Genomic DNA, 24387 nt, shown 5'->3' with positions numbered 1-24387 from the left:
GGGGCGCTTCCTTATCGCTGGAAACGTATACGCAGTATGCCTGTATCAAACGACTGATTTTAATTTACTTTATTTTTAGGTTTTGATCTTTATGTGGTGACAGCTTTGTTGAGATGAAAGCTGTCAGATTGGCTATTTTTTGTTAACCCTGTTTGAAGTTGATGAATCCGACACTGTTTTTGGCTGATAGCGCGTTGTTTTTAGAGAATAATTCGTATATAGCTAAAGATTAATATTGTTTGAGGGTCCCTTGGTGGGGCTTTTATATTGGGGTTAAAGCCATGAAGTTACCATTGCCGCAGAAGGATGGCCTTGCTGTTCTTGTTGATACATATTCCGACAATCAGGTTCTGCTTAATTCATCGGATGTAGAGATTATTGTACGCGGCAGTGACGTTGTCTTGCGCACGAAGGATGGGGCCGAGCTTGTTTTGGTACAAGGCGCGCAGATGGCGGCGATGCATGAAAATGTTTTCAGCCTTGTTTTTCAGGATGGCAAGCAGATTGAATCGAGCGAATTGTTTCAAGCAGCTGATTCCATTGAGGCTGGTCCTGAACTGACGGACATTAAGGATCTGAATGCACAAAGTGAAGTTGTTGTTGATCCTTTGATGGTGGTTGTACAGTCACCGACGACGAATGCGGCGAGTGACAGCCTTCTTGATGATAGCACGATTTCCGGTCTTTCGAGCAGCAGCAGTGCTTCCCGTATTAATGTTGCCGATTTTTTAAGCGAAGTGAACCCGTCAGGTGATGTGAAAGACTTTGGTGTTTCGACGGGTCAGTCGAAGGATGCGCCGCCTGAAACGCCTCGTCCTGATAATCCTCCGACAGGTGGCAGTGGTGGTAAGGTTGATCCTGGTCCAGGTGGTGGTGGCCATGAAGAAGGTATGCCTGCCGTTAATGATGTTTCGCTTTATCAGGTTGAGACGGGCAAGCATGAAAGTCTGGACGGCAATAAGGTCTGGATGGTTGGTGGTGGTACGACGCATAGTGCCACCGATTCTGATCTTGGTGTTCAATATGATAAGGTGAATGCAAATTTAAGCGGCGAAAGTGGTGATTTGACGGTTTATTCCGATCATGAGGCTGCTTATATCAAGTTCAAGGTTAATAAAGACCAGTTGATTGATAATCCAGATTATGATGCGTCTGTTACGGATCCTGAGGATCCTCGGTCTGATCCGCATTTGTGGAATAATGATTATGATCCGTCACAGCCTGAATCGGATGAAAATGTCAAATATCAAAAGGAAGATGTCGCTGTTGCCGATGGTGCGATGACGGGTAACCGTTTGGGACGTGTTGTCGAGATTAATGGCCTTGTGAGCGGTCAGAATATCAGCAGTTGGAAGATTGGTGATATTGTTTCGCCGAATGGCGGTGAGACACCTCCGGGAATTTATCTTATTCTGCCGGGCACGCCGCAGGCGAAAGAGCTTGAGGCGCGTTATGGTATCAAGCTTGAGAATGACCAGTTCTATATCAGCTATGATGCGGATGCCAGAAATGGCGCGGGTTATAATAATGAGCAGATGGTTGTGCGTTATTATAAGACCGATGCGCAGGGCAATTTTATATTGGGTGCCGATGGCAAGCCGATTATTCAAAAGGAAGTTACGCTCGGGTTTGTGACGGATAAGGGGGATTCCCACCTCACCGCCGAGATGAATGACAAGGGCAATATTTATTTGCCGAATTATCCCAATGAGCGCGAGATCAAGACGGGCTCCGGAGATGATCATATCTATGCGTCTACCTTTAATAAGGACGTCAGTTATGATGGTGGCAGCGGTTTTGATACTCTGGATTATAGCAAATATGTTCCGCTGGCCGGACAGGGGCGCAATGGTATCAAGTTTGACTTGACCGATTGGGCTGATGGCAAGGGAACGGATAGTCAAGGCAATGTTGCCGGGATTCATAATATAGAAAAAATAATCGGTTCTTCGATCAATGATGTTTTTAACGGTAATCTGACGAAAGACCAGACCTTTGTCGGTGGTGGCGGTTATGACCAGTTCAATCTGGCTAGTTCGTCAGGTAATAATACGCTGATCGGTGGTATTGATACCTCTACCAATAATCAGAATTGGATGAATGGTTGGGAAAGCCGAGGTAACGATTTTAATCTGAATAGTAGCTCTGGTGACAATGTGATCACGGGTGCTGTCGGCGTTGATCGTTATAATGGTGTTCAAAGTACGGGTAATAATACGATTACTGATGCGGGAGGCGGAGATTATTACTATTTTGATTATTCAACTGGTCAGACCACGATTACGGATAATGGTGGTAATGATGCCTATTATTTTAGAGAGACGTCCTATTTAAGTGCGGACGGTACGGCTCATAAAATCAATATCACTGATGAAAATGGGTCTGATCTTTATAATTTTACCAAGACCGAAGCTGTTGTCACAATCAATGATAATGCAAACTCTAGGGACGCTTATGTTTTTACCAATAGTAAAAGCGGTGGCACTGATAAGAATGCAATCACGGATGCGGGAGGGGCTGATTTATATGATTTTGCCGGTTCTTCCAGCAATAATATCATAATAGATAAAAGTGCGAATAGTGATGTTGCGACTGGTAATTGGAGTGATAGTCAAGGGAGTTGGGCTGGACAACGTTTAGAATTGACGTCTGAATCTGTCAGAAATAACAATGTTTATGGTGAAACGAACTGGTTCAATTTTACCAATTCGACGGGTAATAATGAAATCACCGCAATGAATGGAACCAACGATTTCCATATGGAGTTTTCGACGGGGAATAATGTTTTAACCGGCGGAATTTCACGTGATATTTTCTATGCCGGTTATGGTAAGAACACTTATGATGGCGGTTCTAATAGTGGTCAAAATTGGAATTTAGACCCTTTTTGGGAATATGGTGGCGATCAGATTCGATTTAATCATTTTGAGGCTTCTGAACTGGCTGAAAATGGCGTCAATTATGGTATTTATGTCGATCTTGCCGGTGGGGCCATTCATAAAAATGGTGGCAATAACAAGGATTACGGCACAGTCACCAATGTAGAAAATGTTATCGGCACCAAATATGACGATCATATTATTGGCAATGCGTCTGATAATATCTTTTATGCTACAGCCGGGAATAATCAATATGAAGGCGGCGGCGGCAGCGATACGCTTTATGTTAATGGTTTCGAGTGGGAAAAAAGCGAAGTTACCAATAAGCAATTGGGTGACGACTATGGTACCTATATAGCCGATTTTACGAATGGCATCGGCACCAATCTGTGGAAGGGTGATGAGACCTATAAGGATATGTCCAATTATAATGGGGCATGGGCGCATCGTAATATTTTAACGCTGAATGACCATCTGGATGGTCAAGCTAGGGGTGGTCAACAAAATGATATATTCTATGGTGTAGGCGGACGTACAGGTGGTCATAATGCGGCTAACCATGATGATCCGGCCAATAATGATCCGACCAATGATAAAAAGGTCAATCATACCTATGATGGCGGTGCCGGGCAGGATGAGATCGATTATCAGCATCATGGTCTGACCCGTGGTATTTATGCCGATTTTTCTGGTAGTGGTAATGGCGATATTCTTAAGGGGATTGATGCCAGCGGTGGGCATGAGAAAGAAAATTACGGGGCGCAAGGTCAGGATAAAATTTCAAATATTGAAGTTCTGCACGGTACGGATTTTGATGATGTCGTCAAATTGAGTCAAGCTGGTGGACATACAATCTATGTTGAAGGCGGTGATGATTATGTCTATGTCCGCTCTTCCGGTACGGCGCTCGGCAACTTTATTCATGGTGGCGGTTCCGGAACGGCTGTCGTTGATTATTCAATGACCACAAACACATCGCTCAAGATTGATATCACAGAAAAGAGCGGTACGGTTCTTCGTGATGGTGGGGGTTCCAACCAGTTCCGTGATACGGTTAATGAAATCACCGATATTGTCGGTACATCGAAGAATGACTTTCTGCGCTTCACAACACAATCACGTACCAATAATGCGAGTGATGAAACCTATCTTGTCGGCTTTGATGGCGGTGATGGTCGGGACTATATGCTCAAAAACGGCAACAAGGCAGGTACTTTTGTTTTGGGTGAAGGGTATAAGAATGTCGAGGTTATCTCCTTCCAAGATAAGGTTGATAGCAACGACCATGTTACCTTGAATCTTGATGATTTCTTCAAAACCTATGGTACGGGAACGGCAAGTGAATATACCGATCCTAATAATCCTTCTGGTCCTAAGCTGAATGGTCATCATCTTGATCTTTATGTTGATAGTCTTGACGAGTTCCATATTGGACAGGATAGTGGCTGGACGGCATCATCTGATGCACATACAAAAACCTGGTCCAAACAGGTGAGTGACGGTAATGGTGGCTCATATACGGAAAGTGTTACAGTCCATGACAATACGCATCAGCCAAGTTAAGCTGTAGGACCAAGTGGAAAGTATGCGATTATATGTCTGATTTGATTTCGGCCTTTGCGCAAGCCAGTGATGGCCTGCGCGGGGCGCTTCCTTATCGCTGGAAACGTATACGCAGTATGCCTGTATCAAGTGATGAGGCATTAATTAGCCTCGTAGAACAGCAAATGGGCCTACACATTGTACGGCTTAGTAAACAGCATGCACTGGAAGAAGGTGGCTATTACATTGTTCGTGATCCTGAAGGTGCTTATTATGCGACAAGGTATGATGCAGATGGGCATCTTTTGTTTGTTGATGAGACACTATGCAATCAGGCTGTTGCCGCACGTAAGAAAAAAGAAGAAATATCGACTGCTACCAAAGAATCAAATTTGCCTACTGCCGAGCCGGTAGGAGATCTTTTTAAAGATTTTGACGCTCATAATCATTTTGATGATAACATCAAAACAGATGAAGATTATATTTTGCAACCTGAAGATTGCGAACTCTATTATCAGGTCATGAAAGCAACATTGATTGATCGTTTTGACCTGACGCACATTATTAGTGCGGATAGTAAGAGCAAAGGATTGTTTAAAAACCTTATATGGGTTTCTCTTTTTATCAATCTGATGGTTGTTGTGGTGCCAATGTATATGAATGCGCTATATACGCGTATTATACCTGCCCATGCAGATGCATCACTTTGGTCATTTTCCTTTGCTGTAGCCCTTGCTGTCATTGCCGAATATTCTCTGCGGCGCTCTCGTGAAGGCATACTTCTTAAAATTGCAGAACGTTTTCACACCACTTTAGAACCCTTGATTATTCGTAGGTTGCTTAGTCTTGGTGTCAATAAAGGCAATGAATGGGGAATTAAGCAGTATCGTAGTCTGAGTGATTGGCGCCAATTGCGTTCTTTCATGTGGAATGCTGCTTCTGCCAATGTTATTGATGTGCCTTTCATTGCTGTTTATTTGTTCTTTATTATTTTGATGGGGCAATGGATTATCATTGTACCTTTGCTTATTTTCGTTGTTGCCTTTTTTATCATGCGCCATGTGTGGCGTATGGCTGAAAAAGAATCCAAAACGATGAAGCTTCCGCGTGATAATTTGCTACCTGTTGATGTTCAAACGGGTGCGTTGGTTGGTCGTCTTGATCTTGTCAGCGATCGGTTTATGGCAGATTCAGAAACCGAAATGGATAATTGGAAAGTGCGCTTCAATCGTCAATCGTTTGTCCAGCGTTCTATGCTGGCGTTGATTGGCGCTCAAACTGTTTTGATTGTCGTCGTTGCTTATTATTTGGTTTTAATTGGCGCGCTTAATGTAGGTGCTATTTTTGCTGTCATTTTGTTGTCTGGCCGTATTTCCGGGCCACTTATGGCGGCAGCCAATCTTGTTTATGATGCTTATGGTGCCAGACAGGCCCATAAAAAGCTTAATGAATTGCTTGCTAGTTCCGCAGATGAACCCGTGCAAGATATACATTTGGAAACAAGTGCAAAGTTACAGAATCCATTATGGAATATTGAAAAAGCAACATTCTCTTATGCGCCTGATAAAATTATTCTTGATGATATTTCATTTGCTATTCCCAAAGGCCAGAAAGTCGCCATCGTTGGCGCACCGAAAACAGGGAAATCGACATTATTGCAGATATTGGCGGGTCATTTTCCACTTGAAAAAGGAACAGTTTCGTTTTCAACGCGGCCTCTTCATGCTGGTGATGAATCGATAAAACGCCTTATCCATTATGGATGGCAAGGGCCGATCATGCTGGCAAGTTCGGTCTATGAATACCTTAATCTTGAAGGGGATGTCGGACGTGCGGATTGTGATCGGGTGCTACATCAGCTCGATTTGGTGAGTGATGAAATGCCATTGGCTCGTTTGATGGAAAAGACATGGCGCGATGCTGGTTTTATACCTAATCCGGCACAAAAACAGATGTTGTCTATTGCACGTTTGGCTTTGAGCAAACGACCAATCATTATGCTGGATGATCCCAGCTCTCAATTGTCGCACAAGCAAGAAGCGATACTTGTCAATTTGCTGCGCAATAAAATGCAACGGGATACAACTCTGGTCATGGTAACGGATCGTATTGAGTTGTTGAAATTGGTTGATCGCGTTATTCACATTAATCATGGGCATATCAGTTTTGATGGCGCAACGAGAGATTTCTTTCAGCGGAATATGCCGCAGGGGGGGCAAAATCGGCCAACTCCTCCGCCACCGTCTGCTCCTGTTTCCGAGCAGGTATTATCGAACGCGGGGGCTAATGATGGATCATCTGCTGTGACACCTAAAAAAACAACGTCCGTAAAAGGACGGGCAAAAAAAGGTTGATCAATGACGGTGCGTTGCCTTTCTCTTGCTTTGGCGCAGATTAAAAGCGGTATCGATAAAGCACAAAATCTTGATGTAATTAGCACGGCTATTGAATGTGCCGGCGAGCGGGGTGTTGATCTTCTTGTTTTTCCCGAAGCCGCACTTGTTTCATTTGCCGGTGATATTGCGGCTTGTGCCGAACCGTTGGACGGGCCTTTTGTAGAGATGCTGCGTGCGGCGGCTCAACGTTATAATATGTTGATTGTTGCTGGTATGTTTACACCCGCTGAAGATGGACGGGTACGCAATATGGTGATTGCAACAGGACGTGGTGTTGAAGCCTCTTACCAGAAGGTACATCTTTATGATGCCTTTGGTGCGTGTGAATCTAACAATGTTGAAGCAGGTCATGATTATGTTTGTATTGATAGTGAGTGGGGCCGGATAGGTTTTGCCACTTGTTATGATCTACGTTTTGCAGATCAGTTTACTGCATTGGGACGAATGGGGGCCGAGATAATTATTGTGCCGATTTCATGGGGGGATGGACCCAATAAGGCCGAGCAGCTTTCCATGCTGTTGCGCGCGCGGGCCCATGATGCGCAAAGCTATCTTATAGGCTGTGATCAGGCATGGCAGTCGCCTATCGGGACAGCGCCTTTAGGGGTTGGCCAAAGTGCTATTATTGATCCTGCAGGATGTGTGGTGGCATCGTTGGGAGCTGATGCTGATATGCTTTTTGGCAACATCGATCTTGATATGGTTGCCGATATACGCGCTCGTATTCCTATTTTATAAGATTCTGCTGTAGAATGATTACAGCTTAATTCCTTTATAATTATAGTGGCAGAGAATGATTAGAGTAGATATTTCTATGTTTAGTCCAGAACCGCTCTCGTCATTCGTTTTATTGGATAGAGATGTTAAGATTATTCCTGTTATAACAGTTGAAAAGAAGGGGCTAAAAAGCCCCTTTTTTTGTTTTATGATCAATTTATATTACTTGTTGACCTTGTGGGATGATGTGCAAAGTACGATGGCTGCACCCAGAACAAGGAAACCGGCCAACACATACATGCCGATTTCCGAGGAACCCGTATAGTCACGGATTTTACCGATCATATAGGGGCTGAAGAAACCGGCAAGATTGCCGATAGAATTGATGAGGGCAATACCGCTTGCTGCAGCAGCGCCACTTAGCATAGCTGTTGGCAATGACCAGAAGAGTGGTGCACAGGTTAAAACCCCGGCAGCTGCCAAAGATAGGAAGATAATGGCTATGCTTGTGCTTGATGCGCTTGCAGCAACGACAAACCCTACGACACCAAGCATGGCCGGTATGACCAGATGCCAGCGGCGTTCACGGAAATGGTCGGCGCTGCGGCTAAAAATCACCATTGAAATGATTGCACAGATGAAAGGAATAGCACCGAGAAGGCCAATTGTAATATTACTTTCAACACCTGAACCTTTGATGAGAGTCGGCATCCAAAGTGTCAGTCCGTATTGTCCCATGACAAAACAGAAATAGATTAATGACATAACCCAGATCATGGGATTACATATTAACTGCATGACAGAATGGCCGGATGATTTACCTTGTTCGTCGGCGGCAATATCACGTTCGACAATCTGCTTCTGCTTGTCGGTTAACCACTTTGCACTTTTGACTGAATTATCAAGGAATAGAAGGATGATTGCACCTATGACGATAGCCGGAATGGCTTCAAGGACAAACATCCATTGCCAACCGTGCCAACCGGCATTGCCGTGAAAGCGATCCATGATCCAGCCGGAAAGCGGGTTGCCGAAAATACCGGCGGCAGGGCTGCCAGCTTGGAAAAGTGCAAACATTTTGGCGCGACGATGGGAGGGGAACCAGAAGGTTAGATAGAGAATGACGCCTGGATAGAAACCAGCTTCGGCAACGCCGAGTAAAAATCGCAGTGTATAGAACTGCCATTCGGTTTGCACAAAAGCGAAAAGACCAGAAAGTAAGCCCCATGTAATCATGATACGGGCAATCCACATACGGGCGCCCACTTTATGAAGCAGGATATTACTGGGAACTTCGAATAGAAAATAACCGATAAAGAACAGACCGGCACCTAGACCATAAGCACCTTCACTAAAGCCAAGGTCTGTCGACATCTGCAATTTGGCAAAGCCGACATTGACGCGGTCAAGATAGGCGATGATGTAGCAGACCATCAACAGCGGAATCAGCCGAAATGCTATTTTGCGATAAGTAAAATTTTCTTCTGCTTTATCGGTACTCAATATGTTCGTATCACTCACGATTTGCCCTCTATATTTGTTGGTTTGTTAAAAGTATTGAGAAGATCATCAATCTGAGCTTCTGTCAGTCTGCGTGTGGGGATATTTTGAAGCAGCAATGCAAGACGTGCTGATTCTTCCAGTTCTTCTGCTGCATAAACGGCATCCAGTAGGTTCTTGCCTGATACGACAGGTCCGTGATTGGCAAGAAGTAAGGCTGATGCTTTTTTGGCGGTTTCGAAAATATCCTTTTCCATTGCTGCATCCCCTGGGCGATAATAGCGTACGGTTGGTAAATGCCGGCCAATACGCATAATGAAATAGGGGGTAAGTGGCTCAATCGGCATATCGCCATTTTGATGATCAAGGCAGCTGATTGCCGTTGCGTATGTTGAATGGAGGTGAACGACGGCACCAGCTTCAGGGCGTGCTGTCATTACGGCACGGTGCATGAAGACCTCTTTAGAGGGCTTGTCGCCGCTAATATGCTGCCAGTCTTTATCCAGCTTACTAAGGCGATCGGCGTCAAGACGTCCCAGAGATGAATTTGTTGGCGTCATTAAATAGCCATCATGGAGACGGACACTGATATTGCCGGCGCTACCGACACTATAGCCACGAGAAAAAAGGCTTTCACCGAGCTTGACTAGTAGATCACGTATTTCTGGTTCTGTCATATATATATTTCCGATTTGCGCAGATAAGCTGCATTCTAGCGTATGGCTGCGGTTGATGGATTAGGACTTGGTGACAAATTCATCTCGGTACTGGCAAATGACGGCATCGAAATTGCTGTCACTGACAAAGCCAAGTTTGAGCGGACGTGTGACATCGAATTCACCTGGCCACGAGCAGACAATATCAATCACACGTTGTTCGAGCTGCTCGTCAACCAGTGCCCGCACATTTGTACCGGCAATACGCTCAAGGCTGTCAAGCATTTCACGCACGGTAACACAAATTCCGGGAAGGTTGAGTATACGGTTGATGCCAAGGGCGCTGCCATCGACATGAACGGCATGGACGAGATTGCGAACAGCTGCATCGGGTGATGACAACCACATGCGTGTTTGTGGTGGTACAGGATTGTTTGATTTTACACCTGCTAGCGGTTCTCTTATGATGCCGCTGGCAAAGGATGATGCGGCTGAATTCGGTTTCCCTGGACGGACAACAATGGTCGGCAGACGACAGACGCGGCCATCGATAAAGCCTTTGCGTGAATAGTCACCGACCAATATTTCGCCAATGGCCTTTTCGGCACCGTAGGAAGATTGTGGTAATAGTGCCAATGTTTCAGGTACAACATCCGGCATTTCTCCGCCAAATACCGCCAATGACGAGGTGAAGATAAATCGCGGCTGTTCTTCTGTTGCGCGTGCGGCTTCAAGTAAGGCGCGAGTGCCATCGACATTAACACGCATGCCTGTATCGAATTCGGCTTCTGACTGGCCGCTTAAAACTGCGGCCATGTGATAGATTGCAACCGTTCCTTTTGTGACAGCTGTACGGATGAAATCGGGATCGGCAATATCGCCGGTCATCGATTGCACTCGTTTGTCGTTGACGGGTGACGGTGCAAGATCAAGTGAAAGAATATGGTCAAAGTCAAAAAAATCGCCTTTGTCCTTAGCGGCTAGCAAAGCTTTGATCAAACGACTGCCAAGAAAGCCGGCACCGCCTGTTACGATAATTTTCTTCATTGTATATCTCCTTGGATAGAGGCCTAGATTGCATCGACAAGATGCAATTTGACCCCGCATTTGATGATGATGTCGCGTGCGCTTTGCGACAGATCATTGTCTGAAATAACAGTATCCAGAGCATCAAGCTTTAAGGCATTGAAGGTGCCAACCAAACCATATTTGCTGCTGTCGGTTGCTAGAACACAATGGGTCGAGCATTGTGCTACAGCGCGTTTGATGGGGATTTTGTTTTCAAATGGTGTTGAAATACCATCTGGTCCGAAAGATGATGTCGATAAAAATGCCAGATCAAAGTTGAACTGGTGAATAGTGTCACTTGCAGCAAAGCCGACACAGGACTGATTGTTGCGTTCGACTTCGCCGCCGGTATGAAAGAGTTTGCATTTGCTTTCTTGCGACAGAAAGGCTGCAATGACGAAATCATTGGTAACGACAGTGATATTATGGCGTCCGGCAAGGCAGCGGGCGATTTCCAGAATGGTTGTACCTGCGTCAAGATAGACTATCATATCTGGCTTGATCATAGAGGCTGCATAGCGGCCAATGGCTTCCTTCTGTGCATGGAATAGTTCTGATTTGATCAGATGCGAAGGCTCCGTAAGAATGCGTCCCGGTAATTGTACGCCACCGACAACGGCGCACGCACGCCCCTGTTTTTCAAGCGAGCGGATATCTCGGCGCACCGTCATTTGTGAAACGCCCAATAAAGAGGCTATTTCAGCGATACTTAAAACACCCCGCCCTGAAAGGTGGCCGATAATCATCGCTTGACGTTCTGCAGGTATCATAACTTGCGGGTCCGATAGGGAGCAAACCAGTCAAGTCCTTCCTGGGTTATACCCCGCGGATTATATTCGCAGCCAATCCAGCCTTCATAGCCGATTTTATCGAGCACATTAAAAAGATGCGGGAAATTGAGTTCACCTTCATCGGGTTCATGGCGCTCAGGTACCGAGGCAATCTGGACATGAGCGAATTTGCCTATCATTTTCTCGCTCAAGCGTGTCAGATCTCCGTCCATGATCTGGGCGTGATAGAGATCATATTGAACCGAAACATTGGGGCGGTCGACTTTTTCAAGCAGGGCAACGGCATCCAACTGATGATTGATAAAATAGCCGGGCATGTTGCGTGTGTTAATCGGCTCCGTCAGTAGTGTTATACCATGGGGGGCCAATTTGTCGGCAGCATAGCGGAAATTTTCGATAAAGGTTTTTTCGCAGGACTGACGATCAAGCCCGTTGACAAGGCCTGACATGGCATGAAGCAGCTTGCAATTTAATGCCAAGGCATAACGCAAGGCTATATCGACATTGTCCCGAAACTCTTGTTCTCGACCGGGAATGGCGGCCATACCGCGTTCGCCCTCATCCCATTTGCCGGGAGGCATGTTAAAAAGCGCCTGGGTGAGTTTATTTTTTTCAAGTTCTGCAGCCACAACTTCAGGCGGATAATCATAAGGGAAAAGAAACTCGACCGCATCAAAGCCGGCATCAGCGGCACATTTGAAACGTTCCATAAACAGTACTTCGGTAAACATCATGGACAGATTGGCGGCAAAACGCGGCATATCATTTATCCTTATACATTATCAAAATTGCTGGGCATCGAAGAAAAAGCGCTCATGTCCGAAATTGCCTGATTTGAGCGCTAATGAGAGTGATTTTCCAATGGAACGAACCCAAGGTACACCGGGGGCGATTTGCGGACCGATAGCGAAACCGTCAATAGCGAGCGCCTGTGTAACTGAGCCGGATGTTTCCCCGCCGGCAACGATAAAACGCGTAAAGCCTTCCGCTTCGAGTCTCTGCGCCAGATTGCCGAAGAGTTGTTCAATCGCTTGACTACTGCATTCGGCACCATATTTCTGCTGGACTTCCTGCAGGGCCTGTGGCGGCATGGTGGCATAGACAAGGGGAGGCAATACATCGTCTTTTTGAGAAAGCACCCAGTTGACCACCTCGTCGATATAGGCGGTATCATCTATGGTGCGGGAAATATCTATGGCGAATGATGGTGCTTCCTGACGATAGGCGGCAACCTGTGCATTGGTCATTTGTGAGCAGGAGCCAGAAATGATAATGGTGCGTCCTGTAACTGGAGCGCCGGCGGCTTCCGCCAGTTTAACATCGCCATGCAGGTCAGTCCATGCGCGTGCCATGCCATCGGCGAGGCCAGAGCCGCCTGTGACGAGCTTCATATCAGCAACGGCTTGTCCTAAAATTTCGATATGATGGTCATTAAGGGCATCAAGAACAGCATAATTGATGCCCTCCGATTGGAGTGCTTCCAGTGCTTTTTTGACGGCATCACTGCCTTGATCAATGACTGTGTTTGGAATGTTGCCGGCTCGTCCCTTGGACTGAGCTTCCATCCAACGCATGATGTTACTATCAGTCATTGGCGTGACAGGATGGTGGCGCATGCCGGATTCATTGAGTGGTACGCCATTGACGAAAAGATAGCCTTGATAAATGGTACGGCCATTTACCGGCAAAACGGGACAAATAACGGTAAAATTCTCGTCCAATGCATCAAGAAGTGCATCGGTGACAGGACCGATATTGCCTTTCGGAGTGCTATCGAAAGTCGAGCAATATTTAAAGAAGAACTGCTGGCAGTTGTGCTTTTTTAGCCAGTTTAGGGCTGCAAGACTGTCATTGATGGCTTTTTCAACCGCACAGGAGCGGCTTTTGAGGCTGATGACAACAGCATCTGCATCAATGGAGATGTTGTTTTCTGGAATGCCGTTGAGCTGAATAGTACGTAATCCGTTACTGACTAGAAAACCAGCAATATCCGTTGCTCCGGTAAAATCATCCGCAATGATGCCAAGACGCATATCAGGCTTCTCCTTCAGGTAATGTTATACCTGCAAATGTCTTGATGACGGCAGCATCGTCTTCATGGCCGAAACCGGCATTGGAGGCATTGGCAAACATGGAATAGGCCGTGGTGGCAAGAGGTAGCGGAAACTTAAGATCCAGACCTGTTTCTGTTACCAGCCGCAGATCCTTGACAAAAATATCAACAGCGGATTTGGGGGTGTAGTCGCCATCGACAACATGCTTCATACGGTTTTCAAACATCCAGCTGTTGCCGGCTGCATTGGTGACGATATCATACATGATGTCTAGAGCAATACCTGATCGTGCAGCAAGCGCCATTGCTTCTGCACCTGCAGCAATATGGACGCCGGCGAGGAGCTGATGAATTATTTTGACTGTAGAGCCCAGACCGATTTCTTCCCCGATGTTATAAACTTTTGAGGCTGCAGCCTCAAGAACCGGTTGAAGTGCCTCGAACGCTTGTTTTTTGCCCGATGCCATAACGGTTATTTCGCCACTGGCCGCTTTAGCTGCACCGCCTGAGATAGGTGCATCAAGCACGAGCAGATTATTTGCTTCAAGTTTATTGGCGATTTCTTTTGCGTCTTTGGCCGATATGGTTGAAGAGACCATAACAACTGCGCCTGGCTTCATTTTTTGAGCGAGGCCATTTTCACCAAAAAGGACGGCTTTGCACTGGTTTGCATTTACAACCAAAACAACGAGTGCATCAAGTTGATCGGCCGCAGAACAAGTTGAGCTGGCATCTTTGGCACCGGACTTGATGAGCATTTGGCATTTTTCCGGATCCAGATCGACACCATAAGTTGATAAACCTGCGGCGATACATGAGCGTGCAACACCCATGCCCATTGAGCCAAGTCCAGCTATGCACACATGATATTTCAGCATTTTTCATTAGCCTCCCCAGCTTCTGTAAATTCATATTAGGCGTGAGGGATCATAAATTGCAAACATAATTTTACAAAACATAACAAAATATAACAAAATTATGCAATTTTGATGGTAAAATATGTGATTTTTTCAGTTTGAAAAATTATGCAATTTTTGAATTTGTGTTGAGCGCTTTCTATGGGGTAAGGATATAAATTTTGCTTATTTTGATATGCCCTGAGAGGCACATTCACGTGTTAGTTTTAAGTTTTTTTTGTTTGCAACATATTTTTTTTATTGTATGAGGGTTCTTTGATTGAAAAATAAGATGATTTTTGCGCTTGGTGAATTGGGGCGATGAAGGCTTTTTGTTTAAAAGAATTCAATGCAAATTCTTCAGTTAAGTTAGAAAAAATGAAAATATAAATGTTTGTTCTAATTGAATTAGAATATTATTTTCAGAATGTTACGCGCATATAAGAGATGTATAATTTTAACATTGGGTCAAGTTAGTCCATATTCAATATGGTCGTCGATTATGGGGTATTTGTTTTGTTAAATAAATTTAATAAATTCAGTGGAAATCTTTCTCATCTTATAGAGGCAGCAATACTTTTTTCACGTTGGATTTTGGTAGCTTTTTATGCTGGTCTTGCAACAGCTCTTGCTGTTTACGCGGTTTATTTCACTCAAAGATTATGGGTGTTTGCGAGTCATATTTTTTCGAAAGATAGCAATGAGACGATTCTCGGGATCCTTGGCTTGATTGATGCCGCTTTGATTGCGAGTGTCGTTATTATGGTCATTGTTTCAAGTTATGAGAATTTTGTTAATCATTTCTCAACTAATAAAGATGCTGTTAGGCGTATGAGAATGATGGATGCCGGTTCTCTTAAGGTTAAGATTGCTGCGACTATTATTGCCATATCATCGATTCATCTTTTGCAAATATTTTTGAACATTGATAAGAACCTTTCTCCATTGGGAGATTCCTCAGTTAATAGCAATAAGGTTTTTTGGTACATTGTTTTACATTTAACTTTTATTGCTTCAGGCTTTTTTCTATCGTTGATGGACTGGGTAAGTCATATTGTTGAGAAAAAATATGCCGAAGATGATTATGGAATCGATTTATAGTTCTTTATAATTTAATGGGTAGCCTCTGGAAACTTAACCGTCTTGTTGGTTGGAAATATGTAAGACGTTTATGGTGAAAAAAGCAGTTTTTGAACTTAAGGGTCTTGCCTAGCCTTATTTGTCATAAGGCTAGGCAAGACCCTTAAGTTTTTATTTCGGTACGAAAAAGAAGTGGGATAGAAAACATCCTTGGCAAAAAAAACTTATTACCAGCATCATAAGATAAGGTTGTTTGATGAACTTAAGGATTGGCTGCGTATGTACCTGCTACGGGTGATATTCTCACACCTCCTTTTCAGCAATATGTATCGTTGAAACAATCGTTTATTTTAAGTGATTGATGAGTCCTCAGTTTAAGGGCTCTGCTAATGCGCTTAAGCTTCGCACAAGATTCATTCTGTATATATGGTTTATATAAAATTAATATATAGCATAGCAAGGAAGTTAGAATGGCGAATCTTGATCTTTTTCATGACGATAGTGAGCAATATTTGAAGCTTCAAAAGGATGATAAATATAAGTTCATCGTGGCTGAAAATAATAGAAAAACAGTTATTTTTTTAAGTGTGCTTGCTTATGCAGCAATCAGTTGCGTTCTCATTTTTTCTTGCTTGTTTTAATGGTATTATATACTGTTTTATATAGGCTGATGACCTTGTGGCGCGCACCCTTTTCAATCTCACCCAGAACTGAAATTTCTGTTTTTCAAGTCTCTCTGGCCGGATGACTGGTCAGGGAGATTCAGCAGTGGTATCGGCGGCTTATTGCCAATAGCGCTGTGAGGGCGGTATTCATTATAGTCTCTATGCCAATTGTCTATTTTTTGCCGCGTCGTCAAAGCTCATGAACCAATGTGTATTCAGACATTCCTGCCGGAATTTGCCGTTGAAGCTTTCCATGAACGCATTATCCGTGGGGTTGTCAGGCCGCGAAAAGTCAAGCGTGACGTGGTTTTGATAGGCCCATAGATCTATATCCCGAGAGATAAACTCAGAGCCATTATCAACACGAATGACCTTTGGAATAACCATATTGCTTGCAGGTACGATCCAGCGTTCTAATGACATCTTCTCCTTTGTAGTTTAACCGGGGATCAATCACAGGTGTAAATCGTGACCAGATATCCAGAATTGTCAGAATGCGTAACTTTCTACCAGTCGCTAATTGGTCATGCACAAAAACAACCGCTTACACCTGCTTATTGTGGGTTGCATTCATACGATCAACACGCCGCTTGGCCTTTATATGGCGTTTTGGTGTCTTATTGCGTAAATTGTGCCTTGCCTCTTTATGCCTATAAACACGCTTAGCATTCACTTCACGCCCTTCACAACGCAAAAGAACCTGAATATGGCGGTAGCCATAACGCACACGCGTCTCAGTAATCTCTTTGATGCGTTGTTTTAATTCGGCCTGTGTGCCACGTTTTGACTTGTAGCAATAAATTCGCTCTTCCAAAAGAAAGACCGAACAGGCGCGGTGTATATAAACTTGTCCACAGCTTTTGACCAATCGACAAGCTCACGACGACGCCTGAGATCAGAGCTTTCGCTTGATAGCATCCTGCGACATCGCTTTGCCCAAAGTTAGATCGCAACAATATTCTTCAAGCAAGAGTTGCTACGCTGGGTCATCGATTCACTGGATCCATGACTTATCCAGCATCGATCCTCAAGTTGACGCAGTTGGCGAACCTCAGATGGCGACATATCACCAAAACGCTTGCGCCAATTATAAAAGGTTGCCTCCGATATATCTGCTTTACGGCAAACCTTTGCAACTGCTGTACCTTCATCTGCCTGAGGCAAAATAAACGCTATCTGGCTATCTGTAAATTTCGATCTCTTCATTAAATCTTCCTCTCATAACAAGTCTTATCATAAGTGGAAAATTACAGTTTTAAATCAGGCCATTTTCGGGGAGCATATCATTTTAAAGCTGTTAATGAGACAGAAATCCTCTCTTAGCAATTATATCAATTTCGTCTCAAAGGCGCTGGCGCGGAACAAAATTAAAACGTCTCTCTCGGCGTATTGACTCATCAATGAATATTTCCCTATTCTTGGTGCGAATCGTGTAGCTTAAGTTGCATAGATATTCTTTGATCTGGGAGGGTTGGAATGTCCTTTATAAGTTTACGATCATCTTCATTGATCTTGATATATGGACTTTTTCTTAGCCTATTTTTCTCTTTATCAGCATCGGCACAACTTGCCCTCCCTTCTTCTCTTTCTACCTATAATAGTGTGAATTCTGAAACCACACCGTATTTATATGGTTCCCAGGATCTTTATCTTGGTGGCGTTGCTGTAAATGATTCCGATCATGATGATCCAAACCAGCGTTTGACAAATTGGGGGCTTAATCTTGGTACAAGCGCCCTCAACAAATGGATTGGCCAATCCATCCTCCATCTTTCAGATAAGGGGCAGGCACGGATCAATTTCAATGTTGACGATAAGGGACATATCGGCGGTGAAGGTGATATTCTGCTACCGCTTTATGACAATGCCTACACAACAGTGTTCACCCAGATCGGTCTTCGTTCGATCAATAGCAGTGACAAAGATCGCTGGATTGGCAATTTCGGTCTTGGGCAACGTTGGTTCCCCTATGCGACCGGCACAGACCCCAAAGCTCAGGACTATAACAGTGGTGATCTGATGCTCGGTTATAATCTATTTTTCGATTATGACTTTACCCGTTCTCACCAACGTGCCGGAACGGGTCTTGAAATGCAATATGACTGGCTGAAACTTTCAACCAATTATTATCTACCGCTATCAAGTTGGAAAACATCGCCGGATTTTGATAATGCTTTCATGGAAGAACGCCCGGCTGAAGGCTGGGATATACACGTTAAAGGCTATGTTCCTAGTTATCGCCAGGTTGCTTTTACAGGCAGTTTTACACAATGGTTTGGCAATGATGTCGGTGTCTTTAACGCCAATCACCTGAGCAAAGACCCCAAGGTCTGGTCATACGGACTTGAATATACGCCCGTTCCAGCTCTCACGACATCTATTGCACAGCGTCATAGTGAAGATGGACAGCAACAGACAGAATTCAAGGTCGGTATGACCTATCGTTTCGGCGTTCCCTTTGACGAACAATTCAACGTATCACATGTCAATGCGATGCGTACAGTGCAAGGCTCCCGGCATGATTTTATTGATCGTGAGAATAATATTATTCTCGAATATCGTGACAAGGCCTTCAAAGTATTTCTTGGTGAATCGAATTATGAAATTGCCGGTGGCGGTATGCTTGTACTGCCTTTCAATGCGCGTTCACGTGCCAATCTTATTTCTGTCGAATGGCAAGGCAGCGCTGCATCCTATCTGATCAGTTCCGATATGACAGCTGGCCGTTTCCAGATGCCTGCTTACGTAGCAGGAGGAGACAATCTCTATACGGCTCGCGTTACGCTCACCAACCAAAAAGGGCAAACTGCAATATCAGATACTGCCACGATAAAAGTCTTGCCCACTCAGTCCGGCTATAAACTTGATTTTAATGTTGACAATCAAAATCCGATTAAAGGTGAAAAAGTCAATCTTACCACCCATTTGTCGAACAATGGCGTGGCTGTTAGTGGAGAAGAAATTGTATGGTCGATTTCTCCGACCGGTACGATTAGTGGTGATCAATTCACCAATGCGATGGGTGAAGGCAAGGCCATTCTAGATACACTCTTATTGGCTGGAGGCAATTATCAGGTTGCCGTATCCTTAAAGGGGTATCCGGCACTGAAAAAAACAATGACCATCAAAGTTGCGCCAGCTTCAAGTGGCAATTATGCACTCACGCTTGAGACAAGCCCGCCCAATCCTTCGGCAGGCGAAATCGTAACGGTTAAGGCTAAGCTGACACAAAATGGCCAACCGGTCGGCAATCTGCCGATAGAGCTGCAGCTGGTCTCAGGTGATGGCACGATCATAACTGGTCAGGCAACAGCAGATTCAAACGGCTATGCAGAACTAAAATGGCAAGCCGGTATTAATGACAGCACCCTTCACATCAAAGCTGGTCAAGGCTCAAACATTTTGGTTGAAAAGGATATCACCATCCAGCTCAATCATGCTTATTCTCTGACATTGACATCAACGCCGGCCGTTATCAAGCCGGGCGACGATATCAACATCAAGGCTGTTTTGAAAAATGGCAACCTTCCAGTCCCCAATATTCAACTTAAACTTAATATCGAAAATGGTGATGGAACGCTTTCACTGGCATCTGTCACAACTGATGCACACGGCGAAGGCACGCTGAAATATCTGGCATCCTCAACGGACAGTGCTGTTTCGCTTATTGTCACCGCCAGTTTACCAACCCCTAAAAGCGAGACAATTCATTTTAATGTGCAATCATCCTATAAAATTGCCATCAGCCAACAACCTATTGTAGCTGTAGCTGGACAACTTTTAACCTTTGATGCCGTATTGACCAATAACAACCTTCCCATAGCCAATGCAACACTGACACTGGATATTGTTGAAGGCGGCGGCAGCTTGCAAACATCGATTGCCACAACAGATGGCACAGGTAAAGCAACCTTAAGTTGGCTTGCAGGAACAGCCAAACAGGCAAAGTTGATTATCAAAGCCGGAACAACCGTAATCTATAGCCAGATTATTGAGATCAATGTCACAATGGATTATGCTTTGAGCATCAATCCGGCAACAATTACTCTTCGTGCTGGTGAAGCCGTTACACTGACATCAAAAATAACCAATGGTGGCCTGCCGGTTGCCAATGGTACATTATTGTGGAATGTCTCACCACAGGAAAACGGCAATTTCAGCAATGCTACGAAAACTAACGCCAATGGTGAATCAAGCGTAACATTCCAGAGCACAAAATCTGGCACGATAACCATCACATTAACCTATCAGGATGATCCGGTAGCAACTATTTCCAAAACGATTAACATCGACAACAACTACCGGCTTGTTTTTAATGTTGATAATCCCATCATTGACAATGGTGCAACGTTGCCACTCCATGCAACAATCTATGATGGACCGACACCAATTTCAGGACAAGTTATCAATTGGCTCATTACAGAAAAAAATGGTGATGGTACATTAAATGCTTCTTCTTCTATCAGCAATAGCAATGGCATTGCCGATAATGGATTAACTGCATCCAAAGGCGGCAACATCACGGTACAAGCCAGCCTTGCTAGCACACCAACAATCAAAAAAGAGCAAATTATTACGGTCGCGCCTAGTCTGAATGCAGTATTGAGTGCCGACTTAACCGCTCTCAATACTGGCGATACAACAACACTCCATCTGGAGGTTAAAGATCTCTCAACCCCCATTGCCAACCAAAGTGTGAATTGGGAAATTGTCAACGGTAGTACCGGCTTGGCCACGCTTGATCGCACAACCTCACAAACAGAATCAAATGGCATTGCCAGCGTTGCTTTGACCGCGACCAAAGGCGGAATCATAACATTGCGCGCATCAATCCCCGGTTTTCCATCACTCACAAAAGATATTACACTGACAATCGCGCCAAAGTATAAGCTGCTGTTAACCTCGCAATCTTCAACTGTTGGCCCAAATGGTGAACTTGAGCTGAGCGCAGTTTTAAAAGATGGTAATTCTCTTATCAGCGGCAAAGCTATCAAATGGGAAGCCACCGCTGGCACTGTCACAGCAACACAAAGCACAACGGATCAAAATGGTGTGGCAACAACCAAATTCAAGTCGCAAACAGCAGGTCATGTCACTGTGACAGCAAGTCTTGTTGAAGATGTAACGATCCACCAACAGCTGAATCTGGAAGTCACCGAAGGCTTTAACCTGACACTTTCATCTTCCACATCCTCACCGCAAAATGGTGTTCCCATCGTCTTGAGTGCCCTACTAACAAATGGTTCTGGCTCCAATGCCGGTGAGGTTTTGGTCTGGACAGTCTTATCCGGTTCAACAGGCAACGGCAGTTTTATCAATGCTGAAACCACCACCGGATCAACTGGGCAGACACAAAATACATTCCAACTTAACAAATCCGGGAATGTCATTCTGCATGTCTCTTTAAAGAATAATCCGGCTATTTTTGCCGATATAACAGTTGTTATTCAGCCCAACTATACTCTCAGTTTTTCAAGTGCTGCAACCGTATTGCAAAATAGTCAAAGCGGCCTTTATGAAGTGGCCTTGAAAGACGGCACTCAACCGGTTTCAGGACAAACCATTTACTGGTCGGTTGATCCTGCTAGCGCAAATAGTGGGTTGTCGTCAACAACAACACAAACCAATGCGAGTGGCACAAGCTTTGTCAATTTTACCCCCTTCCTCTCTGGGCAGGCTCGTATCACAGCAACACTGGATGGCACTTCTGTATTCGCCACAACACCACCGATTACTGTATCACCAAACTATCAGCTTTCCTTATCCTCCAATGTGAAGCAAGTAAAAAACGGCGATAGTTTCTCACTGACAGCCTTTCTCCTTGATGGCCGACAAGGAAAAAATGGTGCCAAAATCAACTGGCAAATTATCAGTGGTGGTGACAGTGCGACACTTGACGTCAATCAGAGCCAAACACAAAGTGATGGCATAGCGCTGGCTAAAATTACAACGCGCAAGGCCGGTGATATTGTTCTTCAAGCCACACTTGATGATGATCCTTCTATCATCAATACAATCACTTTAAAGGTCACCCCCGACTATAAGCTAAACCTCAATGCACCTTCCACTTCCATCAGTAACAACCAAAATGCTGTTTTAACAGCAACTTTATTCGATGGTGCAACGCCAGTTGACAATACTACAATTAATTGGACAATTTCAAACAACAGTACCGGTAAAGCTACATTGGACAATACTGCTTCAGTAACCGGATCGGATGGTAAGACCACAACAACATTCAACGCCCAAAAAAGTGGTACGGTAACAGTCACAGCCAGCCTTATTAACGACACAACGCATGCAGATTTTACATTCGTTATCGTACCCGTCTATTCAATTGAATTGAATACCGATACAATCACACTTGATAATGGTGCATCCACCACAATTACAGCTCGTCTAAAAGATGGTGACAGCCCTGTTGCCAACAGCTACATTGACTGGAGTATAGAGACAACAGCCGCCAAAGGTAACGGAGTCATCAACCGCAGCAACAGTATGACCAATAATGATGGCCTTGCAACGGCACTCTTTACCGCAACCAAAGGGGGGATTGTAAAAATACGCGCCACATTAGCGAGTAGCAATGTGGTTACAATAGAAAAAACGCTCACTATTACGCCAAGATATAACCTCACACTCAAGCCCAATCCGGCAACTATTGCTGCCGGAGAGACTAGTAATATTCGTGTCCATGTTACCGATGGCAATACCAATCTTGCTGGCAAAGCTATCCGTTGGAGCAGCAATAATGGAACCTTTTCAAGTGCATTGACAACGACAGCCGATGATGGCCGTGCCAATACGATTTTTACCCCGACAAGCATTGGAAATCTTAAAATACGCGCCACCTTTGATGATGACGCCAGCGTTTATCAGGAAATCAGCATCACAGTCGGTGCCGTTTATCGTATTCAGTTGCAGAGTTCAGCCGACACGATCAAGACAGGTGGTACAGCTGCATTGACCGCAACCGTTCAGGACGGTACAGGCGCCAGTATCAATACAAAGCTCAACTGGATCATTCGCAACGACAGTGGCGGCAAAGGTGCGTTGCAGAGCGCACAAACCACAACAAATGGCATAGGAAAAACAGACAATACACTGACAGCCAGTGCTACAGGTGATATTATTGTTCGCGTGGAGCTGGCCAGTGATCCGTCTGTTTATGCAATTTATGGTATTTTTGTTAATCCTGACTACCAATTGAGCTTCAATGCCATCACACCTAGCGGCAAAACGGGCGAACCTATTACCGCTTCCGTCACCTTACGTGATGGTACACAACGCCTGCCCGGTCAAAATATCATATGGAGTATTCAAGGAGGCAACATTTCCGATCTTGACCGCCTACAATCACAAACTGGCAATGACGGAACAGCCAGTGTTATTTACACACCAAGCAGTGGCAAAGATAGGGTTATTATTCGTGGCACCGTTACTAATGACACATCTGTTTATGCTGAAAGTTCTGCCATTAAGATAAGTCCCGATTATAAATTTACACTGACAAGCAATGCCAATAATATCAATACATGGCAGGCATTCACCCTTACAGCCAATCTACAAGATGGCTTGAGCAATGTGACTGGGCAGCAAATCAATTGGAGTGTTGTTTCAGGCATCGGTGAAGGATCGTTCTCCAACGCTTCAACATATACAGATGCAATGGGTAATAGCTCAACTCAATTTATAACCAAACGTGCGGGTTCCATCACGCTACGGGCAAATGTTGCTGGTCATCCTGAACTTGAACAGGATATAACACTTGAAATTGTGCCCCAGTATCGTGTTGAATTGATAAAGCCAGCCTTGCTGGAAATTAGACTTTTAGCATCCACCGCTCTAGAAGTCGTTGTTTATGACGGTGATCAACGTGTAGATAATGTTCAAATTAACTGGAATGTATCAGGCATTGGTCTTGGATTAGGGTTTTTCTCACCGAAAACATCATTGACCAATGAATTTGGCTACACAAAATCAAATATCCATGCAACTGGCATTGGTTTTATCTGGGCGAGAGCCACTGTCAATGGCTATCCAGCAGCAACTGACAAGATTAGGTTCACCATCCTCTCACTCTTATAAATCTAGGGGCCATTCATATCCACCTTTCCATCAATTATATTTTTAATCCAGACTAG

13 protein-coding genes and 1 pseudogene are annotated in these 24387 nt (G+C 44.5%); 6 read left to right on the top strand and 8 right to left on the bottom strand.

The window, feature by feature from the left end; all coding sequences use genetic code 11:
* Positions 1–281: 281 nt before the first annotated feature.
* From ACYZ97_RS07810 to ACYZ97_RS07800, 3 genes are read left to right on the top strand one after another with little or no spacing between them, the layout of a single operon-like run.
* Positions 282–4442, top strand: coding sequence for an autotransporter outer membrane beta-barrel domain-containing protein (locus ACYZ97_RS07810; RefSeq protein ID WP_473297942.1), 4161 nt, complete (start codon positions 282–284; stop codon positions 4440–4442).
* Between the two features lie 32 nt (positions 4443–4474).
* Positions 4475–6775 carry an ATP-binding cassette domain-containing protein gene (locus tag ACYZ97_RS07805; RefSeq protein ID WP_473297940.1) on the top strand — a complete coding sequence of 767 codons (2301 nt, stop codon included), beginning with the start codon at positions 4475–4477 and terminating at the stop codon, positions 6773–6775.
* A 3-nt stretch (positions 6776–6778) separates the two neighbouring features.
* Positions 6779–7555, top strand: a complete 777-nt coding sequence (locus ACYZ97_RS07800) for a nitrilase-related carbon-nitrogen hydrolase (RefSeq protein WP_473297938.1) — start codon at positions 6779–6781, stop codon at positions 7553–7555.
* A gap of 201 nt (positions 7556–7756) precedes the next feature.
* Here ACYZ97_RS07800 and ACYZ97_RS07795 read toward each other — a convergent pair whose 3' ends face one another.
* From ACYZ97_RS07795 to ltnD, 7 genes are read right to left on the bottom strand one after another with little or no spacing between them, the layout of a single operon-like run.
* Complete coding sequence (locus ACYZ97_RS07795; protein WP_473297936.1) at positions 7757–9055, bottom strand: MFS transporter; 1299 nt, start codon at positions 9053–9055, stop codon at positions 7757–7759.
* Positions 9052–9711: a 3-oxo-tetronate 4-phosphate decarboxylase gene (otnC, locus tag ACYZ97_RS07790; protein WP_473297935.1), complete on the bottom strand. Its 660-nt coding sequence runs from the start codon at positions 9709–9711 to the stop codon at positions 9052–9054. Before otnC ends, ACYZ97_RS07795 begins: the two co-directional genes overlap by 4 nt.
* A 60-nt stretch (positions 9712–9771) precedes the next feature.
* Positions 9772–10737: a D-erythronate dehydrogenase gene (gene denD / locus ACYZ97_RS07785; protein ID WP_473297933.1), complete on the bottom strand. Its 966-nt coding sequence runs from the start codon at positions 10735–10737 to the stop codon at positions 9772–9774.
* Between the two features lie 23 nt (positions 10738–10760).
* Positions 10761–11528, bottom strand: coding sequence for a DeoR/GlpR family DNA-binding transcription regulator (locus tag ACYZ97_RS07780; RefSeq protein ID WP_473297931.1), 768 nt, complete (start codon positions 11526–11528; stop codon positions 10761–10763).
* Positions 11525–12310: a 2-oxo-tetronate isomerase gene (gene otnI / locus ACYZ97_RS07775; protein ID WP_473297930.1), complete on the bottom strand. Its 786-nt coding sequence runs from the start codon at positions 12308–12310 to the stop codon at positions 11525–11527. The genes ACYZ97_RS07780 and otnI overlap by 4 nt, the downstream gene beginning before the upstream one ends.
* Positions 12311–12331: 21 nt before the next feature.
* Complete coding sequence (gene otnK, locus ACYZ97_RS07770; RefSeq protein ID WP_473297928.1) at positions 12332–13582, bottom strand: 3-oxo-tetronate kinase; 1251 nt, start codon at positions 13580–13582, stop codon at positions 12332–12334.
* A 1-nt stretch (position 13583) separates the two neighbouring features.
* Positions 13584–14480 (bottom strand): L-threonate dehydrogenase, encoded by an 897-nt coding sequence (ltnD, locus tag ACYZ97_RS07765; protein WP_473297927.1) that lies wholly within the window; start codon positions 14478–14480, stop codon positions 13584–13586.
* Positions 14481–15014: 534 nt separating this feature from the next.
* Here ltnD and ACYZ97_RS07760 point away from each other — a divergent pair.
* Both ACYZ97_RS07760 and ACYZ97_RS07755 read left to right on the top strand, forming a co-directional pair.
* Positions 15015–15599, top strand: a complete 585-nt coding sequence (locus tag ACYZ97_RS07760; protein ID WP_473297925.1) for a YqhA family protein — start codon at positions 15015–15017, stop codon at positions 15597–15599.
* A 449-nt stretch (positions 15600–16048) separates the two neighbouring features.
* A complete protein-coding gene (locus ACYZ97_RS07755) occupies positions 16049–16219 on the top strand; it encodes a hypothetical protein (protein WP_473297924.1) in 171 nt (56 codons plus the stop codon).
* 59 nt (positions 16220–16278) lie between these two features.
* On the opposite strand, the pseudogene ACYZ97_RS07750 reads toward ACYZ97_RS07755, so the two are convergent.
* Positions 16279–17449 (bottom strand): annotated as a pseudogene (locus ACYZ97_RS07750) (IS3 family transposase).
* Between the two features lie 270 nt (positions 17450–17719).
* On the opposite strand from ACYZ97_RS07750, the gene ACYZ97_RS07745 reads away from it, so the two are divergent.
* Positions 17720–24331: an Ig-like domain-containing protein gene (locus ACYZ97_RS07745; protein ID WP_473297923.1), complete on the top strand. Its 6612-nt coding sequence runs from the start codon at positions 17720–17722 to the stop codon at positions 24329–24331.
* The last annotated feature ends 56 nt before the right edge of the window (positions 24332–24387 follow it).

The sequence above is a fragment of the Bartonella sp. bp_1 genome (assembly GCF_055808085.1).
Note: the sequence above shows the minus strand (reverse complement) of the source record. Positions and strands in the feature narration are given on the sequence as shown.

Bases quoted from the DNA above. Each gene is read 5' to 3' on its own strand.
- ACYZ97_RS07810 (WP_473297942.1), top strand. From the start codon at position 282: ATGAAGTTACCATTGCCGCAGAAGGATGGCCTTGCTGTTCTTGTTGAT.
- ACYZ97_RS07805 (WP_473297940.1), top strand. From the start codon at position 4,475: ATGTCTGATTTGATTTCGGCCTTTGCGCAAGCCAGTGATGGCCTGCGC.
- ACYZ97_RS07800 (WP_473297938.1), top strand. From the start codon at position 6,779: ATGACGGTGCGTTGCCTTTCTCTTGCTTTGGCGCAGATTAAAAGCGGT.
- otnC (WP_473297935.1), bottom strand. From the start codon at position 9,711: ATGACAGAACCAGAAATACGTGATCTACTAGTCAAGCTCGGTGAAAGC.
- denD (WP_473297933.1), bottom strand. From the start codon at position 10,737: ATGAAGAAAATTATCGTAACAGGCGGTGCCGGCTTTCTTGGCAGTCGT.
- ACYZ97_RS07780 (WP_473297931.1), bottom strand. From the start codon at position 11,528: ATGATACCTGCAGAACGTCAAGCGATGATTATCGGCCACCTTTCAGGG.
- otnI (WP_473297930.1), bottom strand. From the start codon at position 12,310: ATGCCGCGTTTTGCCGCCAATCTGTCCATGATGTTTACCGAAGTACTG.
- otnK (WP_473297928.1), bottom strand. From the start codon at position 13,582: ATGCGTCTTGGCATCATTGCGGATGATTTTACCGGAGCAACGGATATT.
- ltnD (WP_473297927.1), bottom strand. From the start codon at position 14,480: ATGCTGAAATATCATGTGTGCATAGCTGGACTTGGCTCAATGGGCATG.
- ACYZ97_RS07755 (WP_473297924.1), top strand. From the start codon at position 16,049: ATGGCGAATCTTGATCTTTTTCATGACGATAGTGAGCAATATTTGAAG.
- ACYZ97_RS07745 (WP_473297923.1), top strand. From the start codon at position 17,720: ATGTCCTTTATAAGTTTACGATCATCTTCATTGATCTTGATATATGGA.